Raw genomic sequence first — 17,350 nt, 5'->3', positions numbered from 1 at the left:
CTTAGAGCAGATGTCATAAAAAGACCCTTTTTATGACCGAGCGGAGCGAGTAGTTTTGACTGAGTAGGACGCAGAATGGAGGCGCGGGGAGGCTGTTTTCCCCGTGGCGTAATTCGGAGTACTGCTCTAAAGCGGTAAATCAGCTCTACAAGGTCTTTGCCGCCTGTCCATTGCCAGGTGAGGTGGAGACGTCGCCGTATCGTAATCCGGAAGAAGAACTGGGTGCGCTACGGCGTAAGCCTCTGCGGGAGGTTTCAGCGAAGGAACTCGACGGGTACGCCTTACACGCCCCGACTACCGTTGGCGATGTGGACCTGTTCAAGTACGTCTTGCCGCGTCTGCTGGAGCTGATGACAGAACGCGAACTGCTTACTGATTCGGAGATCGTCCTGAGCAAGTTGACGTATGGAGATCGGAGAACCTGGCTCGAAGCGGAGCAGCAGGCTATCGAGGAGTTTTTGATGGCCTGGTGGGTCCAAACACTGGCCCGGCTATCAGAATATTCTGATACCAGAGCGGATGAGGCGCTGTCCAGCATTGCACAAGCGGAAGACAATCTTGCCCCTTATCTGGATCGTTGGTTCAAGGATGAGAGCGCCGCCGCAATAACACATCTCATTCTGTTTATAGACTTTGGCTGGCGAGAGGAAGGACTGAAGTATGAGGCGGGCGCCTTCTGGGAAAGCCGTCCGCAGCAAACCCAGCAGCTCATGGCGTGGCTTTACTCCGTTCCGGTAGGGCAGAAAATCGAAGCGGGCCTCGCTGTCGCCTCTACATTTGGCCTGAATCCAGAAGTTGAAGACGTTTGCGAGCGAGTTCGCACCATCATCCATCACTACTATCCGCAATACCTATAACAAAAGCGGGCCACCCATTCCCAGGGCGGCCCGCTCGCTCACACTCCTACCTTACTGCTGAATTTCGACCATCTCGCTGGCCTCGATGATGTCGCCTTCCAGCACCTCGTCCCAGTCGAGGTTGATACCGCACTCGAAGCCGGTCTTGACCTCGCGCACGTCGTCCTTGAAGCGCTTGAGGCCGACGATGGTGCCCTCATAGACAACCTGACGGCCCCGCGTGACCTTGGCCTTGGCGTTGCGCTTGAACGAACCGTCGGTGACGTATGAGCCCGCGATATTGCCGGTCTTGGGGTGGCGGATGACCATGCGGACCTCGGCGCGGCCCAGGTACTGCTCCTCGAAGACGGGCTCGACGTTGCCCTTGATGAGCCGGTCCACCTCGTCGATCAGCTCGTAGATGATTTTAAAGCTCTTGAGGTCCACGTTTTTCTGGTCGGCCACCTTGGTCACGCTGCCCGACGCCGCGACGCTGAAGCACAAGATGGTCGCCCCGGCAGTGGAGGCCAGCAGCACGTCGCCCTCGGTGGGGGCGCCGATACCGCTGAGCATGACATTCAGCTTCACGTCGTCGCTCTCCTTGCGGGCCAGAATGCCCTGCAAAGCTTCCAGGCTGCCCTGGGTATCGGCGCGCAGAATAAGATTCACGGTGCGAATCTCGCTGAGCGGCCCCATCATCTCTTCCAGAGTCATCTTGCGGCGCTTGCTCTGGTCTTCCTCGTCGCGGCGCACGCCGACGCGCCCGGCGATGACTTCACGGGCCTGGTGCTCGTTGCCCGCGCTCTGCACCTTGTCGCCGGTGGTCGGGTTTTCGGAGAAGCCCAGCACCTGCACGGGGGTAGACGGACCGGCTTCCTTGATGCGCTCGCCGTTGCTGTCCATCATGGCCTTGATCTTGCCGTAGTTCTCGCCCACGACCAGGAAGTCTCCGACGTGGAGGGTGCCCTGCTGGACCATCACGGTGGCGAGCACGCCCGCTTGCCGGTCCACTTTACTTTCAATGACCACGCCCGCGAATTCGCCCTTGGGATCGGCGCGCAGGTCTTCAAGTTCGGCGGTCAGGGAGATGTATTCGAGCAGGTCCTCGACGCCCTCGCCGGTCTTGGCGCTGACCGGCACGACCACGGTGTCGCCGCCGTACTCTTCGGGCACCAGGTTCACCTGCGTCAGATCGGTCTTCACCCGGTCCACGTCGGCCTGGGGTAAGTCCACTTTGTTGATGGCCACGATCAGCGGAATGCCCGCCGCCTTGGCGTGGGCCACCGCCTCGCGGGTCTGCGGCATGATGCTGTCGTCGGCGGCCACCACGATAATGGCGATGTCGGCGACGTTGGCCCCGCGCGCCCGGATGGTCGTGAACGCCTCGTGGCCCGGCGTGTCGATAAAGACGATCTTGCCCTTGCTGGTGTGGGCCTCGAAGGCGCCGACGTGCTGGGTGATGCCGCCCGCCTCCTTGGCCGCCACCTTGGTCTTGCGGATGTAGTCGAGCAGGCTGGTCTTGCCGTGGTCGACGTGGCCCATGATGGTCACGACGGGGGCGCGGCTGGGCATCTGGTTGGCGGCAGGTGCCTGGCGCTCGGCCACCGCGACGGCAGTTTCAGGCTGGCTGGCTTGCGGCTGCGTTGCTGAGGTTTTTGCTGCTGGAGTCTGCGCTGTCGGAGCCTGCGCTGCTGAGGTCTGGACGCCGGGCGCCGCGTTTGTGCTGGCGGCATTCTCGTCGATGGTGCCGACGCTGCTGGCGCTGCCGGTCTGCTGTTCTTCGGCCACTAATCCTTTGATCGTTTCCACCGTGTCTTCTTCCAGCGTGCTGGAAATACTCTTGTACTGCACGCCCAGGTCGTCGAGCATGGCGAGCATTCGGCTGTTGTCCACGCCCAGATCTTTGGCAAGGGTATAAATTCTGACTTTTGACATGTCCTCACCTCCGGGTGAGTTGGCTGCGCCGCGTGAGCTTGGGTGGGTCTGGTGCTTCAGTGGGTCGCAGGGGAGGGTGGTGCTACTGAGTTGTGGGTGTTGGGTTGTGAGGTGCTGGAGTGTTGGGGACGAGTCTACTCCCGTCCGTTGTTCGCTTCAGTGCCGTGGTCTGAAGGCTTTGGCTGATCGCTTCTGCCTGCGCCCCGAAGGCCCGCTTGAGGCGCTTTTCCGCCCAGCAGGCAGGGGTATCCGCGCAGACGTAGGCGCCCCGGCCTGCCTGCCCCTTGCTCGCCCCTTTGCTCACTACCGTCCAGCCGGATTCGCTCCGGATGAAGCGCCGGAATTCGCCCTGGGGGCGGCGGCGGCGGCAGGCCACGCAACTGCGCTCTGGGACGTGCTTAGCACTGCGTTCGGGGACGTGCTCAGCAGGGGAGACAGGCTCGGCGCTCACGGCTTACTCCTGGCCGCCCTCGTCGTCGGGCGAGGCGGTGGCGACGGATTTGCTGTCACGAAACAGCGCGTCGAAGGCCGCCTGCTGGCTGCTGCTGACCTCGCTGCCGCCCTCGCCATCCTGCATGGCCTGCTGCATGGCCGCGTCGAGGTCGCCGACCGCCTGGGTCTCGCGCAGATCGATCTTGAAGCCGGTCAGCTTGGCGGCCAGCCGGACGTTTTGCCCGCCCTTGCCGATGGCCAGCGAGAGCTGATCGGGCGTCACGGTCACGGTGGCCTCGCCGCGCTCGGTGCTGACCTCGATCAGACCGACCTTGGCCGGGCTCAGCGCGTTGCGGATGAACTCGCGGGTGTTGGCGTCCCAGAGGATCACATCGACCCGTTCGCGGCCCAGCTCACCGGTCACGGCCTGGATGCGGTTGCCCCGGTGCCCGATGCACGCGCCGATGGGGTCCACGTTGCTGTTGGTGGAAAACACCGCGACCTTGCTGCGCTGCCCGGCCTCGCGGGCAATCGCCTTGACTTCCACGATGCCGTTGGAAACCTCCGGAATCTCCTGCTTGAGCAGGTAATCCAGCAGGCGTTCGTCGGCGCGACTCGCCAGAATCGTCGGTCCCTTGGGCGTCTTGCGGACTTCCTTGAGGTAGACCTTGACCCGGTTGCCGTTGAGCAGCCGCTCGCCGGGAATCTGCTCGCGCGGCGGCATGATCGCCTCGCCCGCGCCGAGTTCGACGAAGTAGTTCTGCTTGTTGTCCATCCGCACAACAGTGGCGTTGATGACCTGGCCTTCCTTGTCCTTGTACTCGTTGTACACGACGTTGCGCTCGGTTTCGCGCATCTTCTGGGTCAGGGTCTGCTTGGCGGCCTGGAGGGCGATTCGGCTGAATTTATCGCGGTCGACCGGAAACTCCATCTCCATGCCCAGTTCCACGTCGGGGTCGAGTTCCAGCGCGTCGGCCAGCGAGATCTGGAGGTTCTCGTCTTCGGGCTTCTCCACCACCTCGCGCACGATCAGCACTTCGAGGTCGCCGGATTCGGGGTCCAGATGCACCTCGATGCGCTTGTCGGGCTCGACGTTGCGGGTGTACGCCTGCGCCAGCGACTGCTCGAAGGCCTCGATAAGCTGCAACTCGTTGATGTTGCGGGCGGCGGCGACGTCGCGCAGCGCCTCGGCGAAATTGACTTCGGGTTGGGTCATCTCACTTCCTTTGGGTTGTTCCCAGCCGGGGTGCTGGCCGGGTTGGGGTGTTGAAGTGTGGCGGTGTCGGGTATGCTCAGCGGTGCTCCGGCGGAAACTCGGCCAGGTTGCCCTGAAACTGCCCGATGGTCAGGGTCACGTCCTCGCCCAGCACGTCGAAGGTGACCTGATTGCCGTCCACGGCTTTGATCGGGGCGGTGAACGCCTGGCCCTCGCCGCGCACCCGCGCCTGTAAGCCCAGCATCCGCTCGAAGTGGCGCGTGCGGGTCAGGGGCCGTTTGGGGCCGGGCGATTCGAATTCCAGGTGGTACTCGCCTTTCACCAAGTCGAGCCGGTCGAGTTCGTCGCCCAGTACCCGGCTGGCGATCTGGAGATCCTCGACCGACACCGGCTGCTCGTCCAGGCGGTCGATGCGGACGAGCACGGTGGGGTGGCGGCCCGGATTCTGGACCTGGACTTCGAGCAGTTCCAGCTCCAGCGGCGCGAAGACCTGCGCGGCGATGGCCGAGAGGCTCTGGGTCATCTGGCTCTGGGTGGCCTTGCTGGGTGCCGCCGCGTGTTGGGTTGTCGGGTTCGGGTTCTGAGTTGTCATAAGTTGTTCCCACCTACTTGCAGCGGGTGTTTCACCACCTCTCCCACGGGCAAGGGGTGGGCCACCTCACCCACCCCCACAGTCTGACGACCTGCCACCAGGGACTTGCACTCCACTTGCCTGCCCAGTATAAACCACGCGCCCCTGGCCTGACGCGGGGCGCTGTTACCTTCAGCGGGTCGCCGCCTGCTGGATGCGGTGTTTAGAGTAGTACTCCGAATTACGCCACGGGGAAAACAGCCTCCCTGCGCCTCCATTCTGCGTCCTGCTCAGTCAAAACTAAGTACGGCCAGGCGGGAGTGGAGGGATGGAGCGCCCTTTGCGGAATCCCAAAACGGTAGCCTGGCCGTACTTAGCGCCGCCTAAAGCGGATCGACAGCTCGGAAAGAAGTGTCAGCACTGCGAAATAAAACAGGATGTCTACCGCCAGGAAACCGGGGCTGAAGTGGTCTTCCTCGCCGGGATGATTGATGACGGAAATATCGAGGTTGTCCACGATAAACGCCACCGGCCAGCCCCAGCCGGTCGAGGTGTGCAGGCACTGACCGCGAATCTGCGAAGCTGTCTCACACATGTTTCCGGCGAGCACCAGATGCTCCGGCGTGGCGATGAGATACGAGAGCAGGCCCAAAACGCAGGCGAGCAGCAGCCGAAGTTGTAGACTCCGTGCCGAAAATCCAGACCGCCCCGCATTCGTTGGCACACCCTCAGCCTACCCCGCACCTGCAAGCCGCCTCGCTGACTCCGGCCCAGTTCAGGGCGCATCATCTGGCTATGAACCCACGAACCATTCTACTGACGGGCGCGGCGCTGCTGGGTGCCGGGCTGGTCTCCAACCGGACGCTGGCGCAAAGTACCGCTCCGGCCAGTGCCGCTCCCCGGTTTCCCAACGTGACCAGCAAGAATCTCGAAGGCCGCACCTTCAACCTGCCGGGCGATTTCGGGGGCCGGGTCAACCTGGTGGCGCTGGCCTTCCTGCGCGAGCATCAGGATCTGGTCGATACCTGGGGACCGGCGGTGAGTCGTCTGACCGGGCAGTATCCGGGCTTCAAGTTCTACGAGCTGCCCACCCTGACGCGGGGTAACGGCCTGGCGCGGCTGTTTATCGACGGCGGCATGCGGGCCGGAATTCCCAGCAAGGCCACCCGCGACGTGACCATCACGCTGTACCTGGACCGGGCGACGTTCATGCGCTCCATCGGCGAGCGCGACATGAGCACCATTCATCTGCTGCTGGTGGGCCAGCAGGGCGAGATTCTGTGGAAGGGGCGCGGCGCCGCCACCCCGGCCCAGGAGGCGTCGCTGCGGGCCGTGCTGGACGGACTGCACTGAGCTTTCGTTCACCTTCGCCGATAGTGACCCACCCGGCAGCGCCGAACCCTGACTGCTCGGCTGTACTTCCTGCGACCAACCCGTCTAGACAAGACCTGCCCCGCCGTCCACGACGCCACCAGGTCGGAGGAACCTCTATGCCAGCTCCAGCACTCGACATTCAGGGCCTGATGGACCAACTCAAATCGGCCCTGCCCTACTCTCACATCACGCCGGACGCGCTGGAGCAGTTCAGCTTGCCCAAGCGCACCGTCAGCCTGAATTTGCCGGTGCGCCTGGACGACGGCAGCGTGCGGATGTTCGCCGGATACCGCACCGTTCACAGCATCTCGCGTGGCCCGGCCATGGGCGGCGTGCGCTACCGCCCCGGCCTGGGCGCCGGGGAATGCGAGGCGCTCTCGGCCATCATGACCCTGAAACACGCGGTGGCTGACCTGCCGCTGGGCGGCGCCAAGGGCGGTGTGGACGTGGACCCCCAGACGCTCAGCGAGGCCGAGTTGCAGCGCCTGACCCGCCGCTACACCTCCGAACTGGTGGGTCTGCTGGGTCACCACAGCGACGTGCTGGCCCCCGATGTGGGCACTGACGAGCAGACCATGGCCTGGATGCTCGACACCTACAACGAGGCGCACGGCAACACCCAGAGCGGCGTGGTGGTCGGCAAGCCGGTGCCGCTGGGCGGCTCGCAGGGCAGCAAGGACGCCCGTGGTCTGGGCGCCGCGCTGGTCGTGCAGCGCCTGCTGGCCGACGCTGGAGAGTCGCTGGAGGGCCGCAGCGTCGCCATTCACGGCTACGGCGAGGCGGGCCGCTCGGCGGCGGCTTACCTGGCCGGGTGCGGCGCCCGCATCGTGGCGGTGGCCGACGCGCTCGGCGCGGCGCAGGCGGACACAAGCTTTGATTTAGGCGCCCTGAATACCCACCAGGCGCTCAGCGGCAGCGTGGCTGGATTTGGGGCGGGCGTTGACTCCGGTTCGTTCAACACGGATGACCTGCTGGCGCTGGACGCCGACATCCTGCTGCTGGCCTACGACCACAGCACGCTGCATGCCGCAAACGCCTGGGCGGTGCGTGCCCGGCTGATCGTGGAGGCCAGCAACCGCGCCGTGTTGCCCGACGCCGAAGCCATCCTGACCGGGCGTGGACTCAGCGTCGTGCCGGACCTGCTGGCCAGCCTGGGCGCCGTCATCTCGAATTACCTGGAATGGGTGCAGGACGCCAGCAACTTCTTCTGGATGGAAGAGGAGGTCATGGGCGCCCTGGAACGCCGGATCGGCGCGGCGGTAGACGAGGTGACGGCCTTTGCCCGCGAGCACGGCACACCGGACCTGAGAACGGCGGCCTACGCCCTGGCGCTCAACCGCCTGAGCAGTGCGGCGGTGATGAGGGGGGTTTATCCCTAAGAGCATTTTAATCCTACGTCCGTAGAGCCATGAGAGCTGAGGGGCCGCCCCCGAAGCTAAGCAACTAAATGCTGACGGCCCAAATCCCCACTCGTCGCGTTGAATTGCAAGGTTATTAGTTTTTAACGCCCCCGAAGCTAAGCAACCAAAGCTCAGTCCACTGTCAGGGTTTGACAGGTTCCCAAATGCCGACGGCCTAAAACTTCACTGAGACCTTCTGATACCGGATGAAAAAGAATGCCATGCAAGGGGCGGGTACGCTGCCCGGTGAACCCCTCACCCCGCTGCTCCGCAGCACCCCTCTACCACAGGGGCAGAGGGGTCAACATGGTCCCATGTGAATGTCCACGATCCGTTTTGATTTTGCGTAACCACTGCGCCTGCGTTCATAAGCCCAGCATTCTCCAGCCCTACACTGCCCCGAACCACACTTCCCAAAACCATACTTCCCAGACCTCACCCAAGGAGCCCTCAGCGCATGACCACCACGCCCAGCGACCCGACTCTCGCCGTAGCCAAGCACCCCGTTCCGTCGTACCTCGACCCGAAAAACCTCGGCCCCTGGGAGATTTACTTGGAGCAGGTGGACCGGGTGACGCCCTACCTGGGCAAGCTCAGCTACTGGGCCGAGACCCTCAAGCGCCCCAAACGCATCCTGATCGTGGACGTGCCGATTCACTTAGATGACGGCTCGGTGGCGCACTTCGAGGGCTACCGGGTCCAGCACAACACCTCGCGCGGCCCGGCCAAAGGCGGCGTGAGATTCCACCAAGACGTGACGCTCAGCGAGGTGATGGCCCTGAGCGCCTGGATGACGGTCAAGAACGCGGCGGTCAACCTGCCCTTCGGCGGCGGCAAGGGCGGCATCCGGGTCGATCCGCGCACCCTGTCGCTCCCCGAACTCGAACGCCTGACCCGCCGCTACACCACCGAGATCGGCCTGATTATCGGCCCGGAGAAGGACATTCCGGCGCCGGACGTGAACACCAATCCGCAGACGATGGCCTGGATGATGGACACCTACTCGATGAACGTGGGCCGCACCGCCACCGGGGTCGTGACCGGCAAACCTGTGAGCTTAGGCGGCTCGCTGGGCCGCGCCGACGCCACCGGACGCGGCGTGTTCGTGACCGCCGCTGCCGCCATGACCAAATTGGGGATGCCCCTGGAGGGCGCCCGCATCGCGGTGCAGGGCTTCGGCAACGTGGGCAACGCGGCGGCGCGGATTTTCCATGACCACGGCGCGAAAATCGTGGCGGTGCAGGACGTGTCGGGCACCATCTACAGCGGGGCTGGACTCGATCCGTATGCGCTGGCCGTTCACCTGGAGTCCACCGGCAGCGTGCTGGACTTTCCCGGCAGCGAGCCGGTCCAGACCCACGAGTTCTGGGGGCTGTCCTGCGAGGTGCTGATTCCGGCGGCGCTGGAACATCAGATCACGGCCAGCAACGCGGGCCAGATTCAGGCCAGACTGATCGTCGAGGGTGCCAACGGCCCGACCACGCCCGCCGCCGACGATATTCTGCGCGAGCGGGGCGTGACCCTAATTCCCGACGTGCTGGCCAACGCGGGCGGGGTCAGCGTGAGTTACTTCGAATGGGTGCAGGATTTCTCCAGCTTCTTCTGGACCGAGGCCGAGATCAACGCCCGGCTGGAGCGGATCATGAACGAGGCCTTCAGCAGTTTGTGGGCGGTCTCCGAGCAGCATGGCGTGACCCTGCGCACGGCGGCCTACATCGTCGCCTGCACGCGGGTGCTGGAGGCCAGGGCGCTGCGCGGACTGTACCCGTAGAGCATTCGACATAGAAATGGCGTTTTTATGTCCGGGGCGCCGAGCCTGAGCGGACCAATGCCCTGTGCGGAGCTACAGTGCGGCCATGCACTCTTCCACGCATCGGAGCGGCGCAAAGAACCTGATGCCTCTCAGGCGCGGCGCGCTGGCCGGAATGGCCGCGCCGACGGTGTTCGTTTCGGTGTTCTGGCTGGAAGGCTGGCTGCGTCCGGGCTACCAGCCAGCCGGAATGTTCGTGAGTGAATTGTCGCTGGGGCCGCGCGGCTGGGTGCAGATCGCCAGTTTTGTTCTGACGGGCGGACTGATCCTGATCTTCGCCCGCGCCCTGGCCGTCTCCCGCCTGGGGGGCAGCCGGGTCGGCCCGGTTCTGCTCGGTCTCATCGGGGCCAGCTTGATGGCGTCCGGGCCGTTCAAGACCGACCCGTCCGCCCTGTTCACGCAGGTCAGCACGCACGGACTCATTCACGGCCTGTTCGGGGCCGTGGTGTTCGCCCTCGCCCCGGCAACTTGCCTGGTGTATGTCCGGCCCTTCCGACGTGGGCCTGCCTGGCAACCACTGGCCACTTGGACGCTGGCGGCGGGTCTCGTGCTGGTGGTCGGCATCATCGTCCTCAAGCTCAGTCAGCAGCCGGGGAGTCAGATGTACGCCTGGAAAGGACTGATTCAGCGCCTGGTGCTCGTCACGTTCATGGCCTGGCTGTTCGCCTTCGCCGCCCGGCTGCTTCACAGCCTGAACACGGAACGGGCCAGCGCCACGCTTCATTGAGCGCGTTTCGCAGGCCCCGACTCACTGCGGCGCCCGGCGCCGCCTGAACACTGACCAGGAGGGCGAGAACGGTGAACGCGGCGCTCAGCAACTTGGGCATCGGACTCCTCGTTTCTGCTGTGGATCTGTCTCACATTCTGGCAGAAGTCCAGGTTGGTCCGGCGTAGGATTGGGAACGTGACTACATCTGACCCAACCCTCCTTCAGACGGCCCTCTGTTCGCAGCTCGGCGCCGCTGCCGAGATGCTGGAGAGTGCTATTCAAGCCTGCCCGGAGCCGCTCTGGTCGGACTGGGGCCGAAACCCGGAATTCTGGTATACCGCCTTCCACACGCTGTTCTGGCTCGACCTGTACCTGTCGCCCGGCCAGGACGACTTCGCGCCGCCCGCGCCGTTTACTCTGGACGAACTCGACCCGGCAGGCGTGTTGCAGAAGCGCGTCTACACCCAGTCGGAACTGCTCTTTTACCTGGAACATGGCCGTCGGAAGGCCCGGCGGGTCATCTCCAGCCTTGATGACGACCGTGCCAGCCAGCGCCGCCGCTTCGGCAAAAACGAGTTCAGCGGCCTGGAGGTGCTGCTCTAAGTAGCTGGCGGGTGATGACGCAGTTATCACCCCGACCAACGGGAGTAGCCAAGAGTGGCTGGGGGCGGAAGTGGAGCGCATTCGGGTGCTTTCCTCGGATGCGCGTAACTGTAGCCCCCAGCCACTTACAACCTGCGCCACGTTCAGCACCACGCCGCGCAACTTCATCTGATCTTGCGCCAGGTGACGGACTCCACGCCCGGCTGGGTCGGTCGCGCCGGAATTCCGCTAGATTGAGCGCGTGACCGCTTCTGACCCTCGTGACCGGGCACGCAAGCTGCTGGGCCTGTGGCGCGGCGCGGTGGGCGGCGAGAAAAGCAAGGCACGCGGCGCCCTGATCCGCACGCTGGAGGCTGCCGGGCTGACCCTGCGCGACCTGGAGATTTCTCTGCCCGCCAGCCGCGACCCCGAAGACAGCCTGACTGTGCGCGAAGCAGACTCGCTGATCGCCGCCCTGGACGGTGACGCAAGCGAGCGCGACGCCGCCCTGAGCCGCCTGGCCGACCTGAGCGGCCTGAACGTGCCGGAGCGCGAGCAAGTGCTGCGCTACCTCGATATCGGACGGCTGGTATCGTCCCGCGCCGAGGGCTGGGTGCAGGGCCAGTCGGATGCCGAGATCAGCGCCCAGGTGCTCAGCCAGGCGGGCGGGCAGCTCAGCGAGGCCGAGCTGGCCCGCGCCCCTGGAGACAGTCTGGCCGACGCCGCCCGCGACCTGGCGCTGCTGCGGGCCGCCTTGCTCGTTCGCCCGGAGCGGACGCTGAAGGCTGAGGATGAATTCGAGGCGGCCTTTATCGCCGCGCTGGCCGCCGCCATCAGCAACGTTCCGGCCAGCACCCACGGCCCGGACGCCGGGGGCCAGTACCGCGTCAGTGCCCACCTCAGCGCCGACGAACTCTCAAGGGTGCGTGCCCGCCTGGCCCGCGAAGCCTCTGGGCTGCGGCGCGAGCTGCTGCGGGCGGCCCGCATCTACGGGCGCGAGATGGGGCAACAGAAGTTGTAGGGGGGGCTCGTGGCGCGTGGCCTGTGGAAACAGAGGAAAGATGCTGGACGTTATTCCTGTGCCGCACGCTCGAAGATCAGTTCCAGACCGTCGATGTCGTCCATCTGCTCGCCGACGTGGGTGAAGCCAAAGGGGCGGAGGGTGGCCAGCGACGCCGCGTTGTCGGGGCTGATGGTGGCGCGCACGATCTTCACGTCAGGCTCAGTTGCGGCCCGGTCCAGCAGACCGCGCAGCATGGCGCCCGCGTAGCCGCGCCGCCGCCAGGCCGGGTCCACCGAGTAGCTGACCTCGACCATGCCCGCCGCGTCCGGCCCGCCGTGAAAGCCCGCGTGGCCCACCACCTGCCCGTGCGCCGCGTCGCTGACGGCCCGCGCGATCCAGGCGGCGTCCTGGGGCGTCTGGGCCAGTTGATCCAGCCGGTAGCGCCAGGTCCAGCGGGCCTTCTCTAAGGTGAAATAGGGCGTCAGGGCCGCGCCGACCAGTTCACTCGCCCGCTCCAGATCGAGGTCCAGCAGGGCGTGGAGGGCGGCGGGCGGCAGGTGGTGCCAGTGGAGCAGAGGTCGGGTCATCGGGCGCAGCTTAGAGCAGATGTCATAAAAAGACCCTTTTTATGACCGAGCGGAGCGAGTAGTTTTAACTGAGCAGGACGCAGAATGGAGGCGCGGGGAGGCTGTTTTCCCCGTGGCGTAATTCGGAGTACTGCTCTAGGGCAGGTGGACAACCGCCGCCTCTCCCTCCTCGCCCGAACGTCCCGGCCCGTACAATGAGGCACCGATTACTCCGCTTGCCCCCACCCGCTCACTTCCGAGGAGTGCCCCGCTTGTCCAAGTCTGAACCGTCCGCCCCCGACCTGCGCAGCATCGATCTGCTGCGCGACTGGCAACCCGCCCCTGACGGCCACAAACATGTGGTCAGCATCTCGCTGGGATCGAGCAAGCGCAACGCCCGCGAGGAAACCGAACTGCTGGGCCAGAAATTCGTGCTCGAACGCCTGGGCACCGACGGCGACATGCCCAAAGCCAGGGCGATGCTGCTGGCCCTCGACGGCAAGGTGGACGCCTTCGGGCTGGGCGGCACCGACCTGTATATCGTGGCCGGGGACCGGCGCTACACCTTCCGCGAAATCGCCGCGCTGGTGGCGGGCGTCACCCAGACGCCCATTCTCGACGGTTCCGGCCTCAAGCACACGCTGGAGCGCGAGGCCGTGGCGCAGCTCGAAGGGCTGATCCACTGGAAAGGTTGCCGCACCCTGCTGGTATCGAGCGTGGACCGCTTCGGGATGGCCGAGGCGCTCTCGGAAGCCGGGGCCGACGTGCTGTACGGCGATTTCGTCTTCGGGCTGAGTCTGGACGTGCCGCTGCGCAGCATGGGCGCCGTGCGGCGGGTGGCGCGGGCCATTTTGCCGGTGCTGACCAAGCTGCCGTTCAAGTGGTTTTATCCGACCGGCGAGAAGCAGGAACAGAGTGTCAAGGGGCCGGGCACGCGCTACTACGACTGGGCCGAAGTCATCGCGGGCGACACCCACTATGTCAAGCGCTACGCACCGAGCAATCTGAGCGGCAAGACCATCCTGACCCAGACCATCACCGAGGCGGACCGCGAGTGGGCGCAGGCACGCGGTCTGAGGCGCCTGATTACCACCACGCCGCGCATCGGCAGCCGCAACTTCGCCACCAACGTGATGGAGGCCATGTTCGTCGCCTTCGTGGGCGCCGGGGCAGCGCTCAGTGAGGCCGAGTACCGCAACCTGATTATTCAGATGGACTTCAAACCCCAGGTGACGGAGTTCTACCGGGTGTAAAGCGTGGGCGTACAGCGACACCGGGCCGCCTGGTGCTGTAGAGCCGGGCCGCACCATCGGCAGGCTACCCATCGGTGGGATGCACGGTCGCCGGGTCGAAAACGGCGCGGTGTGCCGTGGGCTCATGAAGTTTTTGAGAACTTTCCTAGCAAAAATCGGACCGTCATTCAGTTGTCAACCAGGCCGCATTACCCTCCGTGCCTGGCCTGGCTTACGGCGATGCCGACTGCTCGTCATCTCAGGCATTAACTTGCCGGTGAATGTGTCCTGTTAAAATGTGCATACCATGTAGATTCGCTGAGGACAGCCCGACATGATGGGCCACCGGACAGGCGAGCAGGTAGGCAGTCAGGCTGGGGTCAGGCCCCTTTGACTCCAGCAGCCAGCGACCAGCGTGGCCGCCAAAAGGAGAACGATGACGCAAACCTTGCAGCAGCTTAGCCTGGCGGGCTGGCCCGTGTTCGAAGCAGACGAGATCGGGGCGGTTTCGCGGGTGCTCACGTCCGGCAAAGTGAATTACTGGACCGGCACCGAGGCCCGTGACTTCGAGCGCGAGTACGCTCAGGCTCTCGGTGTGCCGTTCGCGGTGGCGCTGCACAACGGCACGGTGGCGCTGGAACTGGCCCTCTACGCTCTGGGCGTCGGCAGCGGCGACGAGGTCATCACCACGCCGCGCACCTTTATCGCCTCGGCCAGCGCGGCGGTGATGCGCGGCGCCGTGCCGGTGTTCGCCGACATCGACCCGGACAGCGGCAACATCAGCGCAGGTAACATCCGGGCCGTCATCACGCCGCGAAGTCGCGCCATCATCGTGGTGCATCTGGCAGGCTGGCCCGCCGAGATGGACGAGATCATGGCGCTGGCCGCCGAGCACAACCTCTACGTCATCGAGGACTGCGCTCAGGCCCACGGCGCGACCTACAAGGGCCGCCCGGTGGGCAGCATCGGGCACGCGGGCTGCTTCTCGTTTTGCCAGGACAAGATCATGACCACCGGCGGCGAGGGCGGCCTGCTGGTCACCCGTGACGAGGCGCTGTGGGCGCGGGCCTGGGCTTTCAAGGACCACGGCAAAAGTTACGAGGCGGTCTATCACCGCGAGCACCCGCCCGGCTTTCGCTGGCTGCACGAATCGTTCGGCACCAACTGGCGGATGCTGGAGATGCAGGCCGCGATTGGCCGTCTGCAACTGCGCAAGCTGCCCGGCTGGGTGGCGCAGCGCCGCACCAACGCGGGCGTGCTGCTGGAGCGTCTGGCCCATCAGCAGGTGCTGCGCCTGCCCCAGCCGGGGCCGGAGAGCGAACATGCCTACTACAAGTTCTACGGCTACGTGCGCCCGGAGCGGCTGGCGCCGGGACCGGATCATGAGTGAGCTGCTGTCGCGCGGCGTGCCGACCTTCACCGGCTCCTCGCCGGAGGTCTACCTGGAGCGGGCCTTTACCGATGCCGGACTCGGCCCCAGCCAGCGCCTGAGCGTGGCCCGCGAGCTGGGCGAAACCTCGCTGATGTGGCAGGTTCACCCGACGCTGGGCCGGGCCGAGATGAACGCCGTCGCCGACCAGATTCTGGAGGTGCTGACGCTTGCGACTCACTGAGAAAGGCCAGCAGGAGGAGGGCGAGCAAGCCTCCCTGCGCCGGGGCAAGCGGCGGCTCAGGGGCCGGGGTTCGGCCTCGGTGCCGCTGCTGAGGCTGCTGATCGACCTGCTGCTCTACACCCTGGCCGTGCCGATGGCGGTGGGCCTGCGCCTCGATCGTTTCAGCATGGACGCCTTCATGGGTGTCGGCGCCTACCTGGTGGTGGGGCTGCTGATCAAGGCCATCGCCATGCGCCTGACCCGCACCTACCTGCACCGCTGGCGGCTGGCCACCGTCGAGGACGCCCTGAACCTGGCCCGGATGGTTGCCCTGGTGGTCGCGGGTCAGTACGTGCTGCTGGCGCTGCTGCCCGAATTTTCGAAGGTGCCGCGCAGCCTGCCGCTGCTGGAAGGCGTCACCGGCTTTCTGCTGCTGGTCTGCCTGCGCCTGACCTACCGCTGGAGCACGGCCCAGGCGCTGTCCAGGCGCTGGAACAGGCAGCCGCACAGCCTTCAAATCCAGAACGTGCTGATCGCCGGGGCGGGCGCCGCCGGGCAGATGGTGGCCCGCGAGCTGCTGCGCCACCCCGAGCGCCGGATGCGCCCGGTGGGCTTTCTCGACGACAGCCTGGGCGAGCTGACCGACAGCGTGGCGGGACTGCCGCTGCTGGGCAAGCTGGCCGATCTGCCCCGGGCGGTCCAGAAGTCGGGGGCGGCGCTGGTGCTGATCGCCATTCCCTCGGCGCCGGGCAACCTGATCCGCGAGGTGATGGAGCGTGCCCGCCGCGTGGCGGTGCCGGTCAAGATCTTTCCGAGATTGCACGACCTGATCAACGCCGAGCCGGTGGACGCCATCCGCGACGTGGCCCCCGAAGACGTGCTGCGCCGCGCCCCCGTGACGCTCGACAACGAGCTGCTGGAGCAGTCGCTGACCGGCAAGGTCGTGCTGGTGACCGGCGCGGGCGGCAGCATCGGCTCGGAGCTGGTGCGCCAACTGGTGCGCTTTCATCCCAAACAGGTGATCTTGCTGGGGCGCGGCGAGAACAGCATTTTCCTGATGCACCAGGAGCTGACCATGCACTGGCCGGACGTGGACGCCCTGCCGGTGATCGCCGACGTGCGCGACACGGCCCGCATCGAGCAGGTGTTCGCCACCTACCAGCCCGACGTGGTGTTTCACGCCGCCGCCCACAAGCATGTGCCGCTGATGGAAGCCGTGCCCTCCGAAGCGGTGCTGGGCAACGTGCTGGGCTCGCGCAACATCGTCGAAGCCTGCCTGCGCCACGGGGTCCGGCGTCTCGGACCGAGCCGCCGTGGAGGCGCTGTTCGAGGCGCACCGGCCTGAACGGGTTATCAACCTGGCGGCCCAGGCGGGCGTGCGCTACAGCCTGGAAAACCCGCACGCCTATATCGACAGCAACGTGGTGGGCTTCATGAACATTCTGGAGGGCTGCCGTCATTTCGGCGTGCAGCATCTGGCCTACGCCAGCAGCAGCAGCGTCTACGGTCTGAACACCAGCATGCCGTTCAGCGTCCACGACAATGTGGATCACCCGCTGAGCCTGTACGCCGCCACCAAGAAGGCCAATGAGCTGATGGCCCATACCTACAGCCACCTCTATGGCCTGCCCACCACCGGGCTGCGCTTTTTTACCGTCTACGGTCCCTGGGGCCGCCCCGACATGGCCATGTTCCTGTTCACCCGCGCCATCCTGGCCGGTGAAAGCATCAAAGTGTTCAACCACGGCCAGATGCTGCGCGATTTTACCTACGTCGATGACATCGTGGAAGGCGTGGTGCGGGTTACCGACCGACTGGCCACGCCCAACCCCGATTGGAGCGGTGCTCAGCCCGACCCGGCCAGCAGCAGCGCCCCGTACCGGCTCTACAACATCGGCAATAACAACCCGGTGCAATTATTGCGGCTGATCGAGGTGCTGGAAGAGGCGCTGGGCAAGAAAGCCATCAAGGACATGCTGCCGATTCAGGACGGCGACGTGCCCGCCACCTACGCCAACGTGGACGATCTGACCCGCGACGTGGGCTTCACCCCGGCGACCAGCATCGAGGACGGCGTGGCGCGGTTTGTAGC

The 17,350-nt window shown here is 65.3% G+C and carries 18 protein-coding genes; 12 read left to right on the top strand and 6 right to left on the bottom strand.

The annotated features are described in order from the left end of the window. Nucleotides 1-308 precede the first annotated feature (308 nt). Complete coding sequence (locus Q0R23_RS15200) at nt 309-857, top strand: hypothetical protein (RefSeq protein WP_293914312.1); 549 nt, start codon at nt 309-311, stop codon at nt 855-857. 51 nt (nt 858-908) lie between these two features. Here Q0R23_RS15200 and infB read toward each other — a convergent pair whose 3' ends face one another. The 5 genes from infB to Q0R23_RS15175 all read right to left on the bottom strand — a co-directional run bounded on the left by infB (nt 909) and on the right by Q0R23_RS15175 (nt 5,714). Continuing rightward, complete coding sequence (infB, locus tag Q0R23_RS15195; protein WP_293914311.1) at nt 909-2,771, bottom strand: translation initiation factor IF-2; 1,863 nt, start codon at nt 2,769-2,771, stop codon at nt 909-911. 82 nt (nt 2,772-2,853) lie between these two features. Continuing rightward, nucleotides 2,854-3,147 carry a DUF448 domain-containing protein gene (locus Q0R23_RS15190; protein ID WP_293914316.1) on the bottom strand — a complete coding sequence of 98 codons (294 nt, stop codon included), beginning with the start codon at nt 3,145-3,147 and terminating at the stop codon, nt 2,854-2,856. A gap of 78 nt (nt 3,148-3,225) precedes the next feature. After that, on the bottom strand, nt 3,226-4,419 hold the full coding sequence (gene nusA, locus Q0R23_RS15185; protein WP_293914310.1) for a transcription termination factor NusA: 1,194 nt from the start codon (nt 4,417-4,419) through the stop codon (nt 3,226-3,228). Between the two features lie 76 nt (nt 4,420-4,495). Continuing rightward, on the bottom strand, nt 4,496-4,942 hold the full coding sequence (gene rimP / locus Q0R23_RS15180) for a ribosome maturation factor RimP (RefSeq protein ID WP_293914314.1): 447 nt from the start codon (nt 4,940-4,942) through the stop codon (nt 4,496-4,498). A 421-nt stretch (nt 4,943-5,363) separates the two neighbouring features. Next, complete coding sequence (locus Q0R23_RS15175; protein ID WP_293914309.1) at nt 5,364-5,714, bottom strand: hypothetical protein; 351 nt, start codon at nt 5,712-5,714, stop codon at nt 5,364-5,366. A gap of 71 nt (nt 5,715-5,785) precedes the next feature. Between Q0R23_RS15175 and Q0R23_RS15170 the strand changes: the two genes are divergently transcribed. The 6 genes from Q0R23_RS15170 to Q0R23_RS15145 all read left to right on the top strand — a co-directional run bounded on the left by Q0R23_RS15170 (nt 5,786) and on the right by Q0R23_RS15145 (nt 11,886). Beyond that, the gene (locus tag Q0R23_RS15170; protein WP_293914307.1) at nt 5,786-6,343 is read left to right on the top strand and encodes a hypothetical protein; all 558 of its coding nucleotides are present in this window, start codon (nt 5,786-5,788) and stop codon (nt 6,341-6,343) included. Between the two features lie 137 nt (nt 6,344-6,480). After that, entirely contained in the window at nt 6,481-7,743 is a 1,263-nt protein-coding gene (locus Q0R23_RS15165; protein WP_293914305.1) for a Glu/Leu/Phe/Val dehydrogenase, read from the top strand. A 478-nt stretch (nt 7,744-8,221) separates the two neighbouring features. Next, nucleotides 8,222-9,535 (top strand): Glu/Leu/Phe/Val dehydrogenase, encoded by a 1,314-nt coding sequence (locus Q0R23_RS15160; RefSeq protein ID WP_293914303.1) that lies wholly within the window; start codon nt 8,222-8,224, stop codon nt 9,533-9,535. A gap of 85 nt (nt 9,536-9,620) precedes the next feature. Continuing rightward, nucleotides 9,621-10,301, top strand: a complete 681-nt coding sequence (locus Q0R23_RS15155; RefSeq protein ID WP_293914302.1) for a DUF998 domain-containing protein — start codon at nt 9,621-9,623, stop codon at nt 10,299-10,301. A 177-nt stretch (nt 10,302-10,478) separates the two neighbouring features. Further along, nucleotides 10,479-10,886 (top strand): hypothetical protein, encoded by a 408-nt coding sequence (locus tag Q0R23_RS15150; protein WP_293914300.1) that lies wholly within the window; start codon nt 10,479-10,481, stop codon nt 10,884-10,886. A gap of 241 nt (nt 10,887-11,127) precedes the next feature. Next, nucleotides 11,128-11,886: a hypothetical protein gene (locus tag Q0R23_RS15145; RefSeq protein ID WP_293914298.1), complete on the top strand. Its 759-nt coding sequence runs from the start codon at nt 11,128-11,130 to the stop codon at nt 11,884-11,886. Between the two features lie 50 nt (nt 11,887-11,936). On the opposite strand, the gene Q0R23_RS15140 is transcribed toward Q0R23_RS15145, so the two are convergent. Next, nucleotides 11,937-12,455, bottom strand: coding sequence for a GNAT family protein (locus tag Q0R23_RS15140; protein ID WP_293914296.1), 519 nt, complete (start codon nt 12,453-12,455; stop codon nt 11,937-11,939). A gap of 251 nt (nt 12,456-12,706) precedes the next feature. Here Q0R23_RS15140 and Q0R23_RS15135 point away from each other — a divergent pair, with 251 nt between their 5' ends. The 5 genes from Q0R23_RS15135 to Q0R23_RS15115 form a co-directional block, all read left to right on the top strand. Next, nucleotides 12,707-13,687, top strand: coding sequence for a quinate 5-dehydrogenase (locus Q0R23_RS15135; protein ID WP_293914294.1), 981 nt, complete (start codon nt 12,707-12,709; stop codon nt 13,685-13,687). 415 nt (nt 13,688-14,102) lie between these two features. Next, nucleotides 14,103-15,056, top strand: a complete 954-nt coding sequence (locus tag Q0R23_RS15130; protein ID WP_293914292.1) for a DegT/DnrJ/EryC1/StrS family aminotransferase — start codon at nt 14,103-14,105, stop codon at nt 15,054-15,056. Further along, the gene (locus Q0R23_RS15125; protein WP_293914290.1) at nt 15,049-15,279 is read left to right on the top strand and encodes a hypothetical protein; all 231 of its coding nucleotides are present in this window, start codon (nt 15,049-15,051) and stop codon (nt 15,277-15,279) included. The genes Q0R23_RS15130 and Q0R23_RS15125 overlap by 8 nt, the downstream gene beginning before the upstream one ends. Further along, nucleotides 15,266-16,603: an SDR family NAD(P)-dependent oxidoreductase gene (locus Q0R23_RS15120; protein ID WP_293914289.1), complete on the top strand. Its 1,338-nt coding sequence runs from the start codon at nt 15,266-15,268 to the stop codon at nt 16,601-16,603. Before Q0R23_RS15125 ends, Q0R23_RS15120 begins: the two co-directional genes overlap by 14 nt. After that, nucleotides 16,572-17,350 (top strand): NAD-dependent epimerase/dehydratase family protein (locus Q0R23_RS15115; RefSeq protein ID WP_293914288.1); only part of this gene is annotated, 779 nt, incomplete at its 3' end. The genes Q0R23_RS15120 and Q0R23_RS15115, both read left to right, overlap by 32 nt.

It is taken from the genome of Deinococcus sp., from assembly GCF_025362455.1.
Classification (GTDB): Bacteria; Deinococcota; Deinococci; order Deinococcales; family Deinococcaceae; genus Deinococcus.
Note: the sequence above shows the minus strand (reverse complement) of the source record. Positions and strands in the feature narration are given on the sequence as shown.

Bases quoted from the DNA above. Each gene is read 5' to 3' on its own strand.
- infB (WP_293914311.1), bottom strand. From the start codon at position 2,771: ATGTCAAAAGTCAGAATTTATACCCTTGCCAAAGATCTGGGCGTGGAC.
- nusA (WP_293914310.1), bottom strand. From the start codon at position 4,419: ATGACCCAACCCGAAGTCAATTTCGCCGAGGCGCTGCGCGACGTCGCC.
- rimP (WP_293914314.1), bottom strand. From the start codon at position 4,942: ATGACCCAGAGCCTCTCGGCCATCGCCGCGCAGGTCTTCGCGCCGCTG.
- Q0R23_RS15170 (WP_293914307.1), top strand. From the start codon at position 5,786: ATGAACCCACGAACCATTCTACTGACGGGCGCGGCGCTGCTGGGTGCC.
- Q0R23_RS15165 (WP_293914305.1), top strand. From the start codon at position 6,481: ATGCCAGCTCCAGCACTCGACATTCAGGGCCTGATGGACCAACTCAAA.
- Q0R23_RS15160 (WP_293914303.1), top strand. From the start codon at position 8,222: ATGACCACCACGCCCAGCGACCCGACTCTCGCCGTAGCCAAGCACCCC.
- Q0R23_RS15155 (WP_293914302.1), top strand. From the start codon at position 9,621: ATGCACTCTTCCACGCATCGGAGCGGCGCAAAGAACCTGATGCCTCTC.
- Q0R23_RS15140 (WP_293914296.1), bottom strand. From the start codon at position 12,455: ATGACCCGACCTCTGCTCCACTGGCACCACCTGCCGCCCGCCGCCCTC.
- Q0R23_RS15130 (WP_293914292.1), top strand. From the start codon at position 14,103: ATGACGCAAACCTTGCAGCAGCTTAGCCTGGCGGGCTGGCCCGTGTTC.
- Q0R23_RS15125 (WP_293914290.1), top strand. From the start codon at position 15,049: ATGAGTGAGCTGCTGTCGCGCGGCGTGCCGACCTTCACCGGCTCCTCG.